We start from the raw sequence: 16507 nt of genomic DNA on the forward strand, positions 1-16507 counted from the left end.
TGATTTAGCTAATCAAATTAGAACGTGTAACGAACACCTACACGCATTTCCCATAAAGAGGCATCGCGTTGTACAGATTGTTCAGCACTACGTGCACTGAAGTTTGAGTAAACGTATTGACCTTGGTCATTAATATTTACTTCAACCATCTTATTACCCACGAAAGAACCTTTTCTTAATACACCCCAGTCATCGTTTAACATATTCGTTAAGTTATCGATTACGAAGAATGCTTCACCTTTATGGCCGTCCATAAAGCCAGGTACTTCTTGAGTGATTTTAAAGTTAAATTTAACGAACCAATCAGAGTTCTGTTGGTTACGACCAGTGATTTCACCACGTTTAAGACCTTCAGATGCGATAAAGTCGTTAAACTCATTGATTTCATCAGCACTCATGTTGTAAACAACATTAGGATCGTTTTCAAGCGGTACATACAATAATTGACGTGCGCCATTTGAATTGTCGTCACCAAATTGAATGTCACCAGCACCTGTGTCGCGATTACTCTTGTAGGTAAAGCTATATGGTAAACCTTTATATGCTTCACCAAATAGGTTAAAGCGAGTGTTGTAACCATCGAAGAACTCGTGCTTGTAACCTAGGTTTAATGTAAAGCGATGTGGGATTTCGTAATCAGATGATGCTACGCCAGGGTTACCTGGGTTTGATGTTGCCAAGTTACCGTAGTTTGAGCTGGCCACAGAGCTAGTCATTGGGTTTACATCATCAGCATCAGTGTAAGCGTAAGAGAACTGCATACTTATGCCGTTATCAAACGCTTTACTTACTGCAGCTGAAATAATTGATGATGAACCGCTATCACCGTTAACATTAGTCAATAATAGCTCGCCATCACGACCTTCAATTGATTCATACAATGGACGGCCATCAAAGCTTACTTCACCAGTAGGGCGAAGTGCGATATCTTGCAATGTTGCAGCGTCGCGCTTATCAGTGTAAAGGTAATCTAAAGCAATTACATAATCGTTTTCAGTAGTGTACGTTGCACCTAATGAATATTTCCATTCTGATGGAATTTCAAAGTTAGGATCAACAGCATTCACTGTACCGTCACCTGAACCGATAGGCGTGTTAGCGACTTTATCAAACTGAGATTTTGGAATATCAAAACCTGGGCCTGCACCCGTAACTGTAACATTTTCAGGAGCGAATAAATCTACGCTACCAAATTGATGAGCACTGATATTAGTAATGCCGTCATTTGAGTAAGAGTTAGATAGCCATACATTTGGGTTACCGCCTGAGAACAAGCCAACCCCTGCACGCACTTCTAGTTCATCCGTTGCAAACCATTCAAAGCCTACACGTGGTTGAATTAAATCAATACCGTCAAACGTTGACTGATTACTAAAACCGTAGCGATCAGTAAAGTTTTGGTTGAAAGTAGGTTTATCATCGCTTGAATAACTATCGTAACGAAGACCAAATGTTAATGATGCATCGATATCTGAAAAGCTGTATTCATCTTGTACATAGAATGTATTTTGTGAATAAGCGAAGTTAGCAGCTGCATCTGTTGGATCGTTTGTGCCTGCGGCATTATTGTAAAATACTGCGCTGGCTATACCTTGCTCATACGCATCGATTGATGCAAAGCGCCATTCACCCTCTGTGTGTTGTACGAATTGGTTAAATACTTCTAACTTTTCGTACTCAAAACCAGCGGTAATCGTGTGCTGATCAAGGTAGTAAGTACCTGAAAATTTAGCTGTAGTAGTGTCGTAGTTTAAATCATTTGATTGACGAGAATCATCAGGACCTACATATACTGTAGCGTCATCAGTGCTGATTTGGAATTCACCAAAACCACTTGCTGCGTCTAAAGATTGAACGCGAGCATCAAGCTCTGATTTACCTAAACGAACTTCAGTTGAGAAATCGTCGTTCCAATCAGAGTAAAGTGATGCAACGATTGAAGTAAACTCAGCACCTTGCTCATAAAAGTGGCTGTCAAATGCTAGCTCATCGCCATCTGCATCAGATTGCGATAAAGTAAAGCCATCATTGTAGTTATAAATTAGGTTGGCACGGTGATCATCGTTGATGTTCCAGTCTAATTTTACTAAGATTTTTTCATCTTCTACTGGTGAGCTTGCTGGTGTTGCACCGGCTTCGTAACCATAAACATCACGTGTAATTTGTTTAATACGCTCGATGTCAGCTGACGATACTAAAGATGAATAGTTAAACTGTTTAACACCTTCAAGTTTTTCGTAAGAGGTGAACAAGAAAAGCGTATCATTGATTAGCGGTAAACCAACGTTAAAGCCATAACGTTTTTCACTGTAATCACCGTTATCAACGTCATTACCTTCAATCTTGTCGCCTTTCATTGAATCGTTAGTGTAATCGTAGAATACACCACCGTGAATGTCGTTGCCGCCAGATTTGGTAACCGCATTGATGTTACATGATGTGAAACCACCATATTGAACATCAAATGGTGCTAATTCTACTGCTACTTGCTCGATTGAATCAAAAGAGAATGGAGCGCGAATTGTAGGGTAACCGTTTGAGCTTAAACCAAAGTTATCGTTCATGCGAACGCCATCAAGGGTTAAACTGTTAAAACGTGGGTTACCACCACCACAGTTGATTGAACCACGGCTATCATCGATAGCAACGCGAGGGTCAATACGAATAATATCTTTTAAATCACGGTTAATAGCTGGTTGATTTTCAAGATCGCTTAACGTGAATGTTGAAGCAGGACCTGTACCACCAGACATAGTGCTGATAGGGCGACCAGTTACTACAATTTGTTCAATATCTGAGATATTTTCAAGTGAAGTATTAACTGGGTAGTCGCTACCAATGTTCAAAATAATATTATTGAACTCTTGGTCAGCGTAGATGTCTGAGTCTACGATTACTTTGTAAGGACCGCCAACACGAAGGCCTTTAGCAGTAAAGTAGCCAGCGTCATTTACTTCGGTTGTTTTAACTGAGCCTGAAGGAACGTGTAGGATAGTAATTTTAGTTCCTGCAGCAGGGTTACCATTTGGCCCTTTTATTTGACCTTTAATTGCAGAAGTTGTTTCGTTTGCAATTGCAGCACCACTCACACCAACACATGCTGCTATAGCAAGTGACAGAGCTGTTTTGCGAAGTTGAATTTTCATTTTATTTTCCCGTGTAGTTAAATAAACTTTTAATAGCTTTTTTATTTTAATTTTGGATTAAGCGACCGCAAAATACACTTAACCCAAAATACTTACATAGTGTACCCCATTTGTTTGTTACAAATAAAATACAACTGTAATATTTTTATTATAAAACACTTTATTTTTGAAATTTAGCATTTTATCTATGCTTCAATATTTTACCGAGCAGATAGTAAGTAGTTTTTATGACAAACAGATGAAAAATTATTTTTTCCAAAAAAAAAAGCCATTACATGTATGTAATGGCTTTTTTAATTTTAAGAGTTTTTGATGTACAGGCTATATATTAAAACTTATAGCTTACACCAATTTTAGCTTGCCAAGCAGACGAGCTAGTTTGATAGCGGCTGTAGTTACGAACATCAGCGCCGTTGTATCTAGCATTGATGATGTAACGTCCATCATCATCTAAGCCAGCAAGGTCATAAACAGCTTGGTCTGAGAAACCTAGGCGTTTTTCTACGCCCCAGTCACTGTTTAATAAGTTTGCAAAGTTATCAATCATAAAGTAAACCTCACCGCTATGACCTTTTGCAAAACCAGGGATTTCTTGTTTAACGCTAATATCCATAGTGGTAACCCATGGCTGAGTACCTGAATTGCGGTCTAGGATTTGACCACGCTCAGAAATTCCCGCACGGTTTAATAGGGTTTCAAGCTCTTCCCATGACAATCTAGAACGATCCCAATTTACGTTTGCATCTTCTGGACCTGTAGGAATATATGCTAAGTAAGCTGAACTCGAGTTAAAGTCACGAGAGTCGCCTAAATCACCATTTCTGAACATACCCATAGTATAACTAAATGGACGACCTGAACGACGTTCAAAGTAAACATTAAACTTGGTTGCATAGCCACTAAAGAACTCAGTGTTATACGCTAAGTTAACTTTAAAGCTATGTTCAACCTCATATGCACCACGAGCAGCAAAGTCTTCATTTCGGCTCTTAGTGATATTGTACTGATAGTTACTTTGTGCACGTGATGAAGAACCTGAAGACGCTTCTGTTACATCTTGATGTGCATAACTTGCTGAAATATAAAGGCCATTTTCCCACTCTTTAGCAAGTGCTGTTGAAATAATAACAGAGCGACCGTCTTCTGCTGAATTAGTCATTGCTATATCAAAGTTATCAGCTAAATCACCGCTGTAAATACTTTCATAAATGACACGCTCGCCGTCGGCTGCAACACCCACAGGTTTTATCGCAGTGTTATGCCACACAGCTTCGTTTTCTTTTTTATGATAAGCAATTTCTGCTTGCCATTTAAAGCCTTCACCCAGTAATTCAGAATCAAAGTCGTATTCAAAACCAAGTTGTGCACGGATGCTTGACGGTAGTTCAAAATTTGGGTCAACATAGTTTGTACTACCCGCACCTTGAACTAAAGAACCTTTTATAGCGTCTGGTACTTGAGTGATATCAGCTTGATTATTAGCATAGTAATCGTCAATAACGCTCTGTGGTGCATCTACAAATGTAATGCCATCGTTTTGGAATGAGTTATTGTACCAAACGTTAGGAATACCGCCTTGGAAACGGCCTACACCACCGTTAACTGTTAACGCTTCAGTTGCGTAATACTTAAAGCCAATACGCGGTAGGATGATATCTAAACCATCTAGGTTTTCTTGGTTACTAAAACCATAGGTGCTTAAAAAGTTTTCATTGAGTGTTGGTTTATCATCAGAAGATAAACGCTCATAACGAACACCTGCCGTTACTTCTAAATCATCACCAACATAAAAAGTATCTTCAATGTAAAGCGCTAATTGATTACGAGTTGCATCGTAAGCAGTATCGTTCGGGTTATTTGTATAAGCATTACTGTAACTAAAGTCATACTCGCCTCTGAAGTTGCCTACTTCACGGTTTTCAAAACCATTAAAGTTATCAAACTCCCATGAACCCAGTGAATTAGCTGCAAAAAGGTTGTATAAATTTAACGACTCATATTGCATACCAAAGTTTATTTCATGCTCGTCCATTAAATAAGTGGCATCAAGAGAAAGTGTTAAGTTTTCTGTTGCTGAGCTATTGGCATGGCGAAACTCATCGGTGCCAAATTCATAAGAAGGACCACGGAAATACTCTTCAACTTTAACACTACCAATATCAGAATTTGTTAAGCTTCTTGATGATACATCTTTGTATGCAATACCGATTTCAGTTGAAAAGTCTTCGTTCCAATCCGAGTATAATTTGGTAGCAAAGTTATTAAACTTGGTTGCGTATGTGTAACGACTTGATGCAAGCTGAACTGATGTGCCTCCAGTACCAAAGTTTGTTTCATCTTTGTCATCTTGCCATTGATAGGTAAAATCTAAGCGATGATCATCAGCAATGTTCCAGCTTAATTTTACAAGTAATGTTTCGTTGGTGTCTTTAGGGTCGCCACCAAGAGAGTCTGTTAAGCCGTATTCGTTATTTAGAATATTAAGGAAACGGTTATAGCTTTCTTCGCTAACGTCGTATTCGTTGGTTGCGCCTGAACCTTCAAAGCCATAGTCTAAATCTAGTTCGCTAGACCATTTGTTGTAGTTAACAAAGTAAAATAAGGTATCGTCTATAAGTGGTCCGCCAACATTAAAACCGTAGCGTTTTTCAGTTTGGTTAGGTTCTACTTGTTCAACAATGTATGTACGGTGACCATCGTCATCTAAAACAGGGCGGTTATCAGCAAACACTTGAGAAATACTGTCTACATCGCCAGCAATATCTGGTGTTGATGTTTCGTAAAAACCAGAAAACTTAAGTTCGTTAGTACCTGACTTAGTTACCGCGTTAATAGTACCACCACCAAAGTTGCCTTTAGATGCTGAGAATGGAGAAACGTCAACAGATATTTGCTCAATTGCATCAAGGGCTACCGGAGGTTGCGAAGTAGGGTAGCCGCCGTAACTTAAACCAAAGTCGTCATTTTGGCCAATACCATCTACGGTTAAACCATTCGTACGTGGGTTGCTGCCGGCAAAAGTTAGCTCACCGCTGCCATTAATACTCGCAAGCGGGTTTAAACGTGCGATGTCTTTAATGTCACGATTAAAGCTAGGCATGTTGTTGATGGTATCTTCACCAAACGTGCTGCTAGAACCACCCGATTGTTGGACAATTTTATAACCAGACACTTCAATTTTTTCAATATTGAGTGGTGCTAATTGCGACGTTAGTCGGTAAGTTTCGCCAAGGTTTAAAAAGATGTTTTCAACGGTGGTATCGTTAAACGTATCAGAGTCGATGATCACTGTATATGGTCCACCAACACGTAAACCATTCGCAATAAAAGTACCACTTTCATTGGTGGTTAGCTCACTGATTGTGCCGGTAGGTTGATGAACGACCTTAATTTTAACGTTTGCAGCGCTCGCACCTGAAGGTGTGGTTATTTTACCACGCATTGCAGACGAGGTGTCAGCAGCCATAGCGCTTGTTGAAACTCCTAGAGCAAGAATTACTGCTCCAGTTAATTTCGAAAGGCGAAGCTTAGTCATAATGTTGATTTCCCATTTAGATGATTTAAGTTAGAAACTGAATTTATTTTTTGGTTTGCTGTGTTAAAGCCATTTTTGATTTTTTGTTAGTAGGATCAAATAATGTATTTAACAATCCAGCTAAGCGAATTCCCGCTTGTTGCAAGCGGGTTTTCACAATAGGGGTGTTAGTGAAAATATAGTCGTAGCTAATATTCTCATCTGTTGATTTGTATATTTGTAAAGCAAGGTTATGTGACTCTTCAAGCCAACTTGTTGGCGTACTATGTAAATACTCGCTAATTAGTTCGCTGTTGTTGGTATTTATAAATTGAGCATATTCAGTAAAAGATAAATTTTCATTTTCTACTAGCTTAGTATCCCACAAGCTATGAAGATTGGTTTGTTGGTTGAAGAAAGAAACCTTAATGCGATTACCGCCCCTATCTTCAGCTCTACCTGCATGAAATGGTTGATGGCTGTCGCCGACTAGGTGCACTAAAAAACGTAAACTAAACTGCTTTGCTGCAAGGCTTGCTTTATCATCTTTCAATACTTGAATTGAATAGTGAATGCCTTCTAATATGTTTGTTACTGATTCTTTATGTTCAGTGTGGTCGTGGTTAAAGCTAAATTTTGCATTGTCATCTGCATTAATATAGTGCCAGCGTGATGACTTTTTTTGCCAAAAATCACCTGGTGCAGAGCGCATTTCATCTGGCCATGTGGAAACCTGTGCTAAAGATTCACCGTTAAGATAAGGAATAAGTGCAGCTTTGGTGGTTTCGCTTGTGTGCGACTCTGCAATTTTTCCAACAACGCGGTGGCCGTTTTGCCCCCACGCATTACAGTCTGTGCTTGCAAATATTGCACTAATTAAAAGTGTTAATGAAAGCGAATATTTTACATTTATCTGCATCGAGGCATCCTAGTAAGTGTGATATCTAATTTGTAAAAGCTTATAAGGTCAATTGTCCTCATTTTTTGTATTGATAGAAAGGACTCAATAAAATTCATACTTTCTTATTTAAAGTTAATTAAAATCAATGCTTTAACTTTGATGGGTAAAATTACCTATTGTAATAAGTAATTAAAATTGTTCAAATGAGTTATTACTCTATTTTAAATCGGTGTTTTTTGAATATTAAAAAGTTAATGTTGCATAAAACAGTAATTGTTACATTTATGTTTATAGCGCTGCTGTTTAGTTGGTTTGCTGGTCAAATAGTTGTGGATGAAAAAGAAATAGCCTTCCCAGTGATGATAGAAACATCAACGACATGCCAAACAACAGCAACGGCTAATCAAAATCAGCTTATAGTATTTACACCCTCAAAGTATGTTGCTCAATTACTCACTCAAAACCTATGTGATGATAAGGTTGTGGCTAAACAATATGGCTCTGTTATTGGTTATTGGGGTTACAGAACGGTGGATAGCTTAGAGTTTGTAGGCAAAGGTATTGCGGATTTAATTTTAGCTAAGAATAATATTATGGAAGCGTTTAGAGCTGAGACGACTTACAATTATCAGCCAGTGGTGGGCTTTTCAGATTACACTGCGTTCTTTATATCTTCAAAAGAAAAACCACTGATCACGAAACAATACTTTTTAGATAAAAAAATAGGCTTACTGGATTACCCTACCAGCCGCTCTGGACATATTTTGCCAAAACAAACATTTAAGCAATTAGGGCTTAATGTTGCTCAGCTAAAAATAACCTATGCCAGCTCACATAATGAATTGCGGGAACTACTGGCAAACGGAGAAGTTGACCTTATTGCCTCTTTTTGGAGAGAAAGTGATAGTAAGCGCTTCTCAGAAAATTATATTACGCCTATCAGCAGTAATATTGCAGGTACCCGTTGGTACTTAAAAATGCAGCATAACAATACCGATTTACTCTGCGCTGTTCAATCTCACCTATTGAGCATGTCTAAAGAACAATCATTTCAATACTATCAAGATGTTGAGCCATATTGGCATTGCAATAGCTACCCTGTTACCTTCAAAGGGGAGTCATAATGAATAGAGTAATACTGCCAGTATGTTTTTTTGTACTATTCATTGTCTTTTCACTGGTTTTTTATGTTTCAACAACGCAGAAGCAGCAACAGATAAACCAGTTACAAATAGCCCAAATAGAAAAACAAATCGCTTTAGACTTACCTTTACTTGATTTATCAAATGAGCTACTGAAACATTCGGGTAATAAAGCTGCGTTACAGCATTATATTCAAACAGTTAATGCTCAGATTCAAGGTACGGGTATACAGGTGGTTGCCATAGAACCAAAGCATGAGTTTAACTTATCTTTAAAAACCCATGAGTTTATTCGAAAATTAAATAGTAATAACAATGTGGTGTTTATAGTTTTATCTTTAAAGCAACCTTATTTTACGAATGATGTAATGGCTATTTATATACTGCTTTTTGTGATTAGCGCATTACTTATATACATGATAAAACAGGCAGCTATTTATCAAGGAGATAAAAAGCTCGTTACTGGTCAAGAGCTAAACACGCTAGAATCAAAGCCATTAATACTCGTGATTAATTTAAAAAGTAAAACGTTGTCCAGTAGCTATTATCCCGATCAACATGTAGCTTTGGCAAATAAGCCTTTGTGCTTTTATTTAGCACTTGTTGAGTTTTGCACTAATAATCCAGAGATAAAACTTAACCAGAATAAAAATGTACCCGAGGAGCTGCTAGAACTTGCAAATAAGTACTTTTATCGTTTGGTTGAGCTCGGGCATACCGTTAGAAAACGGCCAAACTTTAATAACAGTTTGGAAAAAACCTTAAGCGAAATACGTGCTGCACTGGATGATGTATTAAATGATTGCCCTGAGCAGAAGGAGTTGTATTATCCGCCAAAGGCATTTGGAGAGGGGTCTCGTTCACGGATGCATAGCTATGGGTTAATCAATGTAAGCCAAGGTAATATTGAAATAATAGGAAAGTAATTTCGAATTACTGCCTAGGGTAATGATTTAAGTGAGCTTAAACCAGGGTCTGTTGAACTTTCAAGGTTAAATTTGCAGCAGTCTGTTTGGTATTTAGGCAAGGCAGAGTCTATATGGTGTGGTTGTTCCCCACAAATAGGCGATAACGCGGCATCAATGCCAAACAGGCGCTGCCCGAAGGGTTCTGCCTAGGGGCAATTAACTCTTTGTTGCTCGGTTTTTACTTAGCCCACTAGGTTACAAACCTCGCGCCGCGATTAAATTGCCCCTAGTTTGAACAAATATTAATCCGCAAAGGTCAACAGACCCTAGCTTAGCTACCACATAAACCTTAATGAAGAGTGCCATTAGCATTTTAATGACACTCATTATTGTTCACATTAGATTACTACTTAGGTACAAATTCACTTGCATCAACAGGGCTGTGCTCAGCAAAAAATCGCTTTAAAGCTTGCGAGTCAGTTTCATCAGTGCTTACAAATCCCGCCATTTGTGTAATTTTTGGATAACTATCGCCACCTGAAGCGTTATATTCATTAATACTCATGCGGTATGTTTTGCTTATATCAAGCGGTTTTCCAGCAATGAACACGTTAGTTACCTGCTCACCTTTCAATTCAAATGCTAAGTTATGATATTGCATGTAAGCCCCAGAGTCGGGTGGAAAACGTGTCACGACATTTAAATAGGTTAAAACATCACTGCCTTTAAAGTCGATATAGGCGACACGATTTTTGAAAGGTTGTACTTTAAGTATATCTTTATAACTCACGTCACCTGCATTAATGCTATCGCGAACACCGCCACCGCTAATAATGCCAAAGTCCGCACCCACGGTGTTCATTTGTGCTTGGATGATGACGCGCGCAAGGTTTGTTTGTTCAAAGCGTACTTTGTTGCGATCTCCCTCAAGTCTGGCATTGACGAAGCCAATTTTACCTTCAATTTGCTTTGCTCCTTTTTGTTGGTACGTCGCTAAAAAGGTTTGCAGTTCTGGATCTGGTTTAATGTAATTTGCAGCAAGAACGGATTTTACGCTCCCATCTTTTTGCTTTTTATCTACGTATAAATTAACCGGTAATAATTGATAACTAAGCAGTGATAATTGGCCGTTTTCTAATTTAAACTCCGCTTTTCCCACATACTTGCCCCATTCATGGGCTTGCATTATCCAAGTTCCATTTTGCTGATCAGGTTTACAGGCTAAACCCGGTTTAAAGTTCTCATCAGTAACATTTTCAGCAGCCATACACACTGGCTCTTGGGAGTGCCCTCCAATAATCATATCAAGAGCATTTTTATCTAAGGAGCGAGCTAAAGTGACATCACCAGGGGCATTGATCCCATAATTAGCATCTACGTAATGTCCCATGTGGGTTACGGCAATGGTAATGTCGGGATTGTATTTTGTTTTTAGGGTTTGGGTAAGTGAGGCGGTAATTTCAACAGGATCTTTAAAATCTAAGTGACCAATGTATTGTGGGTTACCAATTTTAGCAGTATCTGTGGTTGTTAAACCAATAACGGCAATGGTTAAGCCGCCTTTTTTGAATATTTTATAGCGCTCAAAAACAGCTTTATCAGTTTGTTTATCGAAAATGTTGGCAGATAAAAGCGGGAAGTTAGCCCATTGCTGTTGTTTTTTTAATACACTTAATGGGTTATCAAACTCATGATTACCTAGTGCCATTGCGTCATAGCCAATTTTCGACATACCTCTAAAATCGGGCTCCGCAAATTGCAGATCTGATTCAGGTATGCCGGTATTAATATCGCCACCTGATAATAATAACACCTGATGTCCTTGTGCTTTTGCATCAGCTCTTAGCTGGTCAATTAAGGTTTTACGCGCAGACATGCCATATTCGCCTTTTTCGTTATGCCAAAAGCGACCGTGGTTATCATTGGTATGAAGAACCGTTAAATATTGCGCTGTAGGTTTATTGACAGCGTCGCTGGCACAGCCAGACAAGCCAAGGAGAAAAACAAGAAAAACAAGAGTACGCATAAAATACCTATCGATGAATAAAAGCTCAATCTAGTAGGCAGCTAGTTTAAACTAGTTCGAGGTTAAAAAAACGCACTTCTTTATGTTTTTTCAGCCAGTGAGGCTTCACGCTGCTGCTCTACAACTCGGTTTCTTCGGGCAAGTTCATCTCGTGCATATTGAGATTTTTGGTGATTAATATCAATCATCCATTTCAAAAAACTAACTGGCAATTGGGTGTATGGTTCACCTTGGTGTAGGCCAAAGTCACAAATAGTCGTGTTGTTAGTCATTGTTATTTACTCCTATCATTGTGTAGGCTGATAATAACAAAAAAAGAGTGATTGATAAGGGTCTTTTTAAGTACCTTGCTAGGTTTAAAGTTAATTTAAAAAGAGTAATCGTGATGTACACCAAGGCACTCAGACAATTAATTATCTATAACGTGTTTCAAATTAAAATGTAAACAGTTGTAACTGTAGTGTAATTACTTTGCTGTGAATTGTAGCGTTAAGTACTTATGTATCGATTTATAAAATGAATCACACTATTCTATGACGCATAAAATATTAATTCTAATGACAATAAAAAATAGGAATAGTAATGAAGAAGCTTATATTAGCGTCAATTCTAGCTGCAGCCAGTTTTTCAAGCACAGCAACCATAGTCGAAATGCAAACGAGCCAAGGAACAATAGAAATTAACTTGTTCGATCAACAAACGCCTAAAACAGTAGAAAACTTCCTAAGTTATGTTGATGATGCTGCATACAACCAAACGGTAATACATCGCTCTATTGATAAGTTTATCATTCAAGGAGGGGGCTTTACTTTCTCTGACAAAATGGATCCAATTACAACCAAGCCTGCGGTAATAAACGAACCTGTTTACTCAAATGTAAAAGGCACAATTGCTATGGCAAAGCAGGGCGGTAATGAAAATAGCGCTACTAGCCAATGGTTTTTTAATATGAGTGATAACAGCCAAAACTTAGATTTACAAAATGGTGGGTTTACAGTGTTTGGACAAATAACAGCGCAAAGCCAAGAAACCTTAGATAAAATTGCTGCCTTAGTTCATTGTTCAGAAGTGCCATTAGTTGGTATTACTCAAGCGCAATGTTCAGATGAAAATGTGGTTATTAGTAATGAAAACTTGGTATCAATTCAAAGTGTGGTTGTGCTTAGTGATGCTCCTAATTCAGCACAAAACTTAACACCTAAAGAGAATACATTAATTGATAACGTAGAAGTTACCCCACCACAAAGTTCAGACTCTAGTGGCAGTATGGTATGGTTATTAGGTGCACTATTACTAGTAGTACCTCGTTTGAAACGTGCTAAGTAAACTTTAATAAATAACGGCGAATGACTAAATTCGCCGTTATTTTTGTTTAATTATAAAGTATGCCCAGCACTAGCAAAGTCCACATTACAAACACAGATAGGCAACCAAGTAAAAATACTCTAAAACGGGCTCTTAAATGATTACTTCCAAGGTGAATGAGGCTATGAATAATCCGTGTCGCTACAAATAAACAGGCAAGTACTGCAATACTGACACTTGCCGTATTAAGCTGTAAAGCAAGTAAACATCCCGCATAAAAAAGCACAGGTATTTCAAATTGATTGCTAAAATTACGATCAGCAACCCTCACATGATCGCCTGCATTATCGAGGCGCATAGCAGCAAAGTCGCTTAACTGTATTTGTTTATTTTTAGCCGCTGCAAAACGACGTTTTCCCATAATCACCATAACAACTAATGAAAGTGTTACTTGCACAAACATGGCTATTATTATTATCTTTTCCATAACTTACCTTATTATTTTCTTTGAGTATTCGATTGTTATTCACAATGTGTTACATAATTAAGTGCTAATTAGTAGCATAGTATTAATTGATAATGGTAGTTTATAGCTGATTTAGTCTTTTTAAAACGCTAATACCCTATTCTACGATAACGGATAAAACTAAAATGAAACACATCATCGGCTTAAGTGCAATTGCACTAGCAATATTAAGCGGTTGTTCGAATACCGCCACTCTTTCTCAATCATCACAAACCTCACTTTTATCACCAACGCTGGTTGTTAGTCCTAACGATAACCGTGAATACAAAACCTTGAAACTTGCTAACGATATTGAAGTGATTTTAGTCTCTGATCCAAGCGCTGAAAAATCAGCCGCTTCATTAAGTGTAGGTGTAGGTCTATTACATGACCCAATGAGCCAACAAGGCATGGCGCATTACCTAGAACATATGCTGTTTTTAGGCACTGAACGATACCCTGATACCAAAGGGTATTCTGATTTTATGACTAAAAATGGTGGCGCGCATAATGCTTATACTTGGCTCGATATTACCAACTACATGTTTAAAATTAATAACGATGCGTTTGATGAAGGGCTAGACCGCTTTTCAGACTTTTTCAAAGCCCCAAAGCTTTACCCAGAATACACAGAAAAAGAAAAAAACGCAGTGAATGCTGAGTGGTCAATGCGTCGTGAAATGGACTTTTTTGGCCAATTTAAGCTAGCACGTAAAATGATGGGTGAACACCCGGCTAACCGATTCTTAATTGGTAACCTTGAAACATTAGGCGACAAAGCGGATAGTTCGTTACACAAAGAAACAGTCGACTTTTATAACAAATATTACTCATCAAATATTATGAAAGTGGCGCTGATTTCTAATTTACCGATTGCAGAAATGCAGAAAAAAGCACAAAAATACTTTGCTGACATTGAAAATAAAAATATTGAAAAGCCTAGCGTTACTGCCAGCTTAGATTTTGATAATGCCGGTGGAAAACGTGTTTATTACTCGCCAAATGAAGACGTTAAACAATTACAGCTCGATTTCACAATTGCTAATAACCAAACTGAATTTGCAGTAAAACCTAATCGCTTTGTTGCTTATTTACTTAGTAATGAAATGCCAGGTAGCCCAGCACAAATATTACGTGATAAAGGTTGGGTATCGCAGTTATCAGCGTCTGCTTCACCAAATCAGTATGGTAACTATGGCTCTTTAAATGTGAACATAGAGCTGACTGATGAAGGCATGAACAACCGCGAAGCAATAGTTGCGACTATTATGCAATATATTGATTTAATTAAACGTGAGGGTGTTAATAGTAAGTACTTTAATGAAATTCGCACGTCGTTAAATAACCAGTTTAAATTTTTAGAAAAAGGCGATGAGTTTAACTACGTTAGTGCGCTGACACAAAGCATGCAAGATTATCCGTTAAATCATGCGATAAACGCACCGTACTACTATGCTAAGTTTGATGCTGATGCGGTTAACAATGTACTTAAGCAACTGAATGCCGATACACTGCGCATTTGGTATATTTCTCAACAGGAAGATACAGATTCTGAGCTGCATTTTTACGATGGCAAATATAAAATTAACGATATTAGCGACGCAGAAATTGCCAGCTGGGAAAAACCAAGTGATTTTAATTTAGCCTTACCAAGTGTTAACAATTTACTGCCAGAGAGTTTTGCTATTAAAACGCAAGCTTTTAAAGAGCAGAAGCATCCTGAGCTTAGCTACGATAAAAACGGCGTAAAAATTTGGCGCCAAGCAAGTCAGCAGTTTGCAGAGCAACCCAAGGGTTTAGTTGAAGTGTATATCAACACGCAAACAGGTTTGCATGATATTAACTCAACCGTTCTTTATTCTGTTTGGGCTGATCTGTATAACACTCAATTAAGTCAGTTACGAACTGAAGCGGCTATTGCTGGCATGAACGTTAATCTAAGCTCAAGTAATGGATTGGTGCTCTCGTTAAGCGGTTTTACCGATAAACAAGATATTTTACTTAAACAAGCGTTAGCTGGGTTTGATTATGAAATTTCAGCACAAGCATTTAACCAAGCCATTGACCGTTATCAACGTGATCTACTAAATCAACAAAAACAATTCCCGTATGCACAAGCATTTGGTGAGTATTCTAAGCTAACTCGTACTGGTAGCTTTGATACAGATGCGCTTATTAATGCTGCAAAAGCACTAACGCTTGCAGATTTACAGACCTTAAAGCAAAGCACGTTAGCGAATAATAACTTACGTGTATTTAGCTACGGTAATTACAATCAAAAAGACATTGATGCTATTGCTGCTGAGTTAACGGCTATTTTACCAAGCACCCATACTCAAACTGAGTTTGCACGTAGTAAAGCATGGTTACCGCAACCAGGTGAAGCGCGTGTATTACACAAAGATATTGATGTAGCCGATGTAGCGGTGGTCGATATGACTATCCACCCAACACCTGGTTACAAACAAAAAGCACAGGCAGCTGTATTACAAGGGCACTTTAGAACAATCGCGTTTGATAAAATGCGTACTGAAGAGCAACTTGCCTATGCAGTAGGCGCATTAGCGCGTCCTATTGAAGATTACTCTGGTATTGGTTTATTTATCCAAACACCGGTGAAAGGGCCAAAAGACATTCAAGTACGCTTTGATAAGTTCAAAAAAGAGTACGCTTTAGAGCTTAATGCCATGAGTGAAGAAACATTTTCACAGCTTAAAAATGCAACCTTGGTATCGTTAAAAGAGCAGCCCAAGAATTTAAGTGATGAAATGAGCCCGCTTATTAACGATTGGTACCGTGAAAACTTTGACTTTGATTCAAAACAAAAATTAATTGCAGAGGTGGAAAAAGTCACACTTGCTGATATTAAAGATTACTACCAGCAAACAATGTTAAATCCAAAAGCAGCTCGTTTAAATGTGCAGCTACGCGGCACTAAGTTTAGTGATAGCGAGTTTGCTGATTTACCAAACCAAACTAAAGTGACGAGTTTAGATGCCTACTACAGCGATATAAAATTGCAAAAGTAAGTTGAAATTACTTTAAAACCAAAACCCAGTC

General features: G+C 38.2%; 10 protein-coding genes. 4 read left to right on the top strand and 6 right to left on the bottom strand.

The features are described from left to right. Positions 1-17 precede the first annotated feature (17 nt). The 3 genes from AC27JR_RS02500 to AC27JR_RS02510 all read right to left on the bottom strand — a co-directional run bounded on the left by AC27JR_RS02500 (position 18) and on the right by AC27JR_RS02510 (position 7579). Positions 18-3146, bottom strand: coding sequence for a TonB-dependent receptor (locus tag AC27JR_RS02500; RefSeq protein WP_487172685.1), 3129 nt, complete (start codon positions 3144-3146; stop codon positions 18-20). A gap of 328 nt (positions 3147-3474) precedes the next feature. Then, a complete protein-coding gene (locus tag AC27JR_RS02505) occupies positions 3475-6681 on the bottom strand; it encodes a TonB-dependent receptor (RefSeq protein WP_076919695.1) in 3207 nt (1068 codons plus the stop codon). Between the two features lie 43 nt (positions 6682-6724). Further along, a complete protein-coding gene (locus tag AC27JR_RS02510) occupies positions 6725-7579 on the bottom strand; it encodes a S1/P1 nuclease (RefSeq protein ID WP_487172686.1) in 855 nt (284 codons plus the stop codon). Between the two features lie 236 nt (positions 7580-7815). On the opposite strand from AC27JR_RS02510, the gene AC27JR_RS02515 reads away from it, so the two are divergent. After that, positions 7816-8685 carry a type 2 periplasmic-binding domain-containing protein gene (locus AC27JR_RS02515; protein WP_076919727.1) on the top strand — a complete coding sequence of 290 codons (870 nt, stop codon included), beginning with the start codon at positions 7816-7818 and terminating at the stop codon, positions 8683-8685. Continuing rightward, positions 8685-9629: a hypothetical protein gene (locus tag AC27JR_RS02520; protein ID WP_076919697.1), complete on the top strand. Its 945-nt coding sequence runs from the start codon at positions 8685-8687 to the stop codon at positions 9627-9629. The genes AC27JR_RS02515 and AC27JR_RS02520 overlap by 1 nt, the downstream gene beginning before the upstream one ends. A 388-nt stretch (positions 9630-10017) precedes the next feature. On the opposite strand, the gene ushA is transcribed toward AC27JR_RS02520, so the two are convergent. Continuing rightward, positions 10018-11637 (bottom strand): bifunctional UDP-sugar hydrolase/5'-nucleotidase UshA, encoded by a 1620-nt coding sequence (gene ushA, locus AC27JR_RS02525; protein ID WP_487172687.1) that lies wholly within the window; start codon positions 11635-11637, stop codon positions 10018-10020. An 80-nt stretch (positions 11638-11717) separates the two neighbouring features. Further along, positions 11718-11909 carry a hypothetical protein gene (locus AC27JR_RS02530; RefSeq protein ID WP_076919699.1) on the bottom strand — a complete coding sequence of 64 codons (192 nt, stop codon included), beginning with the start codon at positions 11907-11909 and terminating at the stop codon, positions 11718-11720. A 310-nt stretch (positions 11910-12219) separates the two neighbouring features. Here AC27JR_RS02530 and AC27JR_RS02535 point away from each other — a divergent pair, with 310 nt between their 5' ends. Next, positions 12220-12963 (top strand): peptidylprolyl isomerase, encoded by a 744-nt coding sequence (locus tag AC27JR_RS02535; protein ID WP_076919700.1) that lies wholly within the window; start codon positions 12220-12222, stop codon positions 12961-12963. Between the two features lie 46 nt (positions 12964-13009). Here AC27JR_RS02535 and AC27JR_RS02540 read toward each other — a convergent pair whose 3' ends face one another. Then, complete coding sequence (locus AC27JR_RS02540) at positions 13010-13429, bottom strand: MAPEG family protein (RefSeq protein ID WP_487172688.1); 420 nt, start codon at positions 13427-13429, stop codon at positions 13010-13012. Positions 13430-13593: 164 nt separating this feature from the next. On the opposite strand from AC27JR_RS02540, the gene AC27JR_RS02545 reads away from it, so the two are divergent. Further along, positions 13594-16476, top strand: a complete 2883-nt coding sequence (locus tag AC27JR_RS02545; protein WP_487172689.1) for an insulinase family protein — start codon at positions 13594-13596, stop codon at positions 16474-16476. Positions 16477-16507 lie beyond the last annotated feature (31 nt).

The sequence above is a fragment of the Pseudoalteromonas sp. NH0006-26 genome (genome assembly GCF_057552415.1).

Bases quoted from the DNA above. Each gene is read 5' to 3' on its own strand.
- AC27JR_RS02535 (WP_076919700.1), top strand. From the start codon at position 12,220: ATGAAGAAGCTTATATTAGCGTCAATTCTAGCTGCAGCCAGTTTTTCA.
- AC27JR_RS02510 (WP_487172686.1), bottom strand. From the start codon at position 7,579: ATGCAGATAAATGTAAAATATTCGCTTTCATTAACACTTTTAATTAGT.
- AC27JR_RS02520 (WP_076919697.1), top strand. From the start codon at position 8,685: ATGAATAGAGTAATACTGCCAGTATGTTTTTTTGTACTATTCATTGTC.
- AC27JR_RS02540 (WP_487172688.1), bottom strand. From the start codon at position 13,429: ATGGAAAAGATAATAATAATAGCCATGTTTGTGCAAGTAACACTTTCA.
- AC27JR_RS02505 (WP_076919695.1), bottom strand. From the start codon at position 6,681: ATGACTAAGCTTCGCCTTTCGAAATTAACTGGAGCAGTAATTCTTGCT.
- AC27JR_RS02545 (WP_487172689.1), top strand. From the start codon at position 13,594: ATGAAACACATCATCGGCTTAAGTGCAATTGCACTAGCAATATTAAGC.
- AC27JR_RS02500 (WP_487172685.1), bottom strand. From the start codon at position 3,146: ATGAAAATTCAACTTCGCAAAACAGCTCTGTCACTTGCTATAGCAGCA.
- AC27JR_RS02515 (WP_076919727.1), top strand. From the start codon at position 7,816: ATGTTGCATAAAACAGTAATTGTTACATTTATGTTTATAGCGCTGCTG.
- AC27JR_RS02530 (WP_076919699.1), bottom strand. From the start codon at position 11,909: ATGACTAACAACACGACTATTTGTGACTTTGGCCTACACCAAGGTGAA.
- ushA (WP_487172687.1), bottom strand. From the start codon at position 11,637: ATGCGTACTCTTGTTTTTCTTGTTTTTCTCCTTGGCTTGTCTGGCTGT.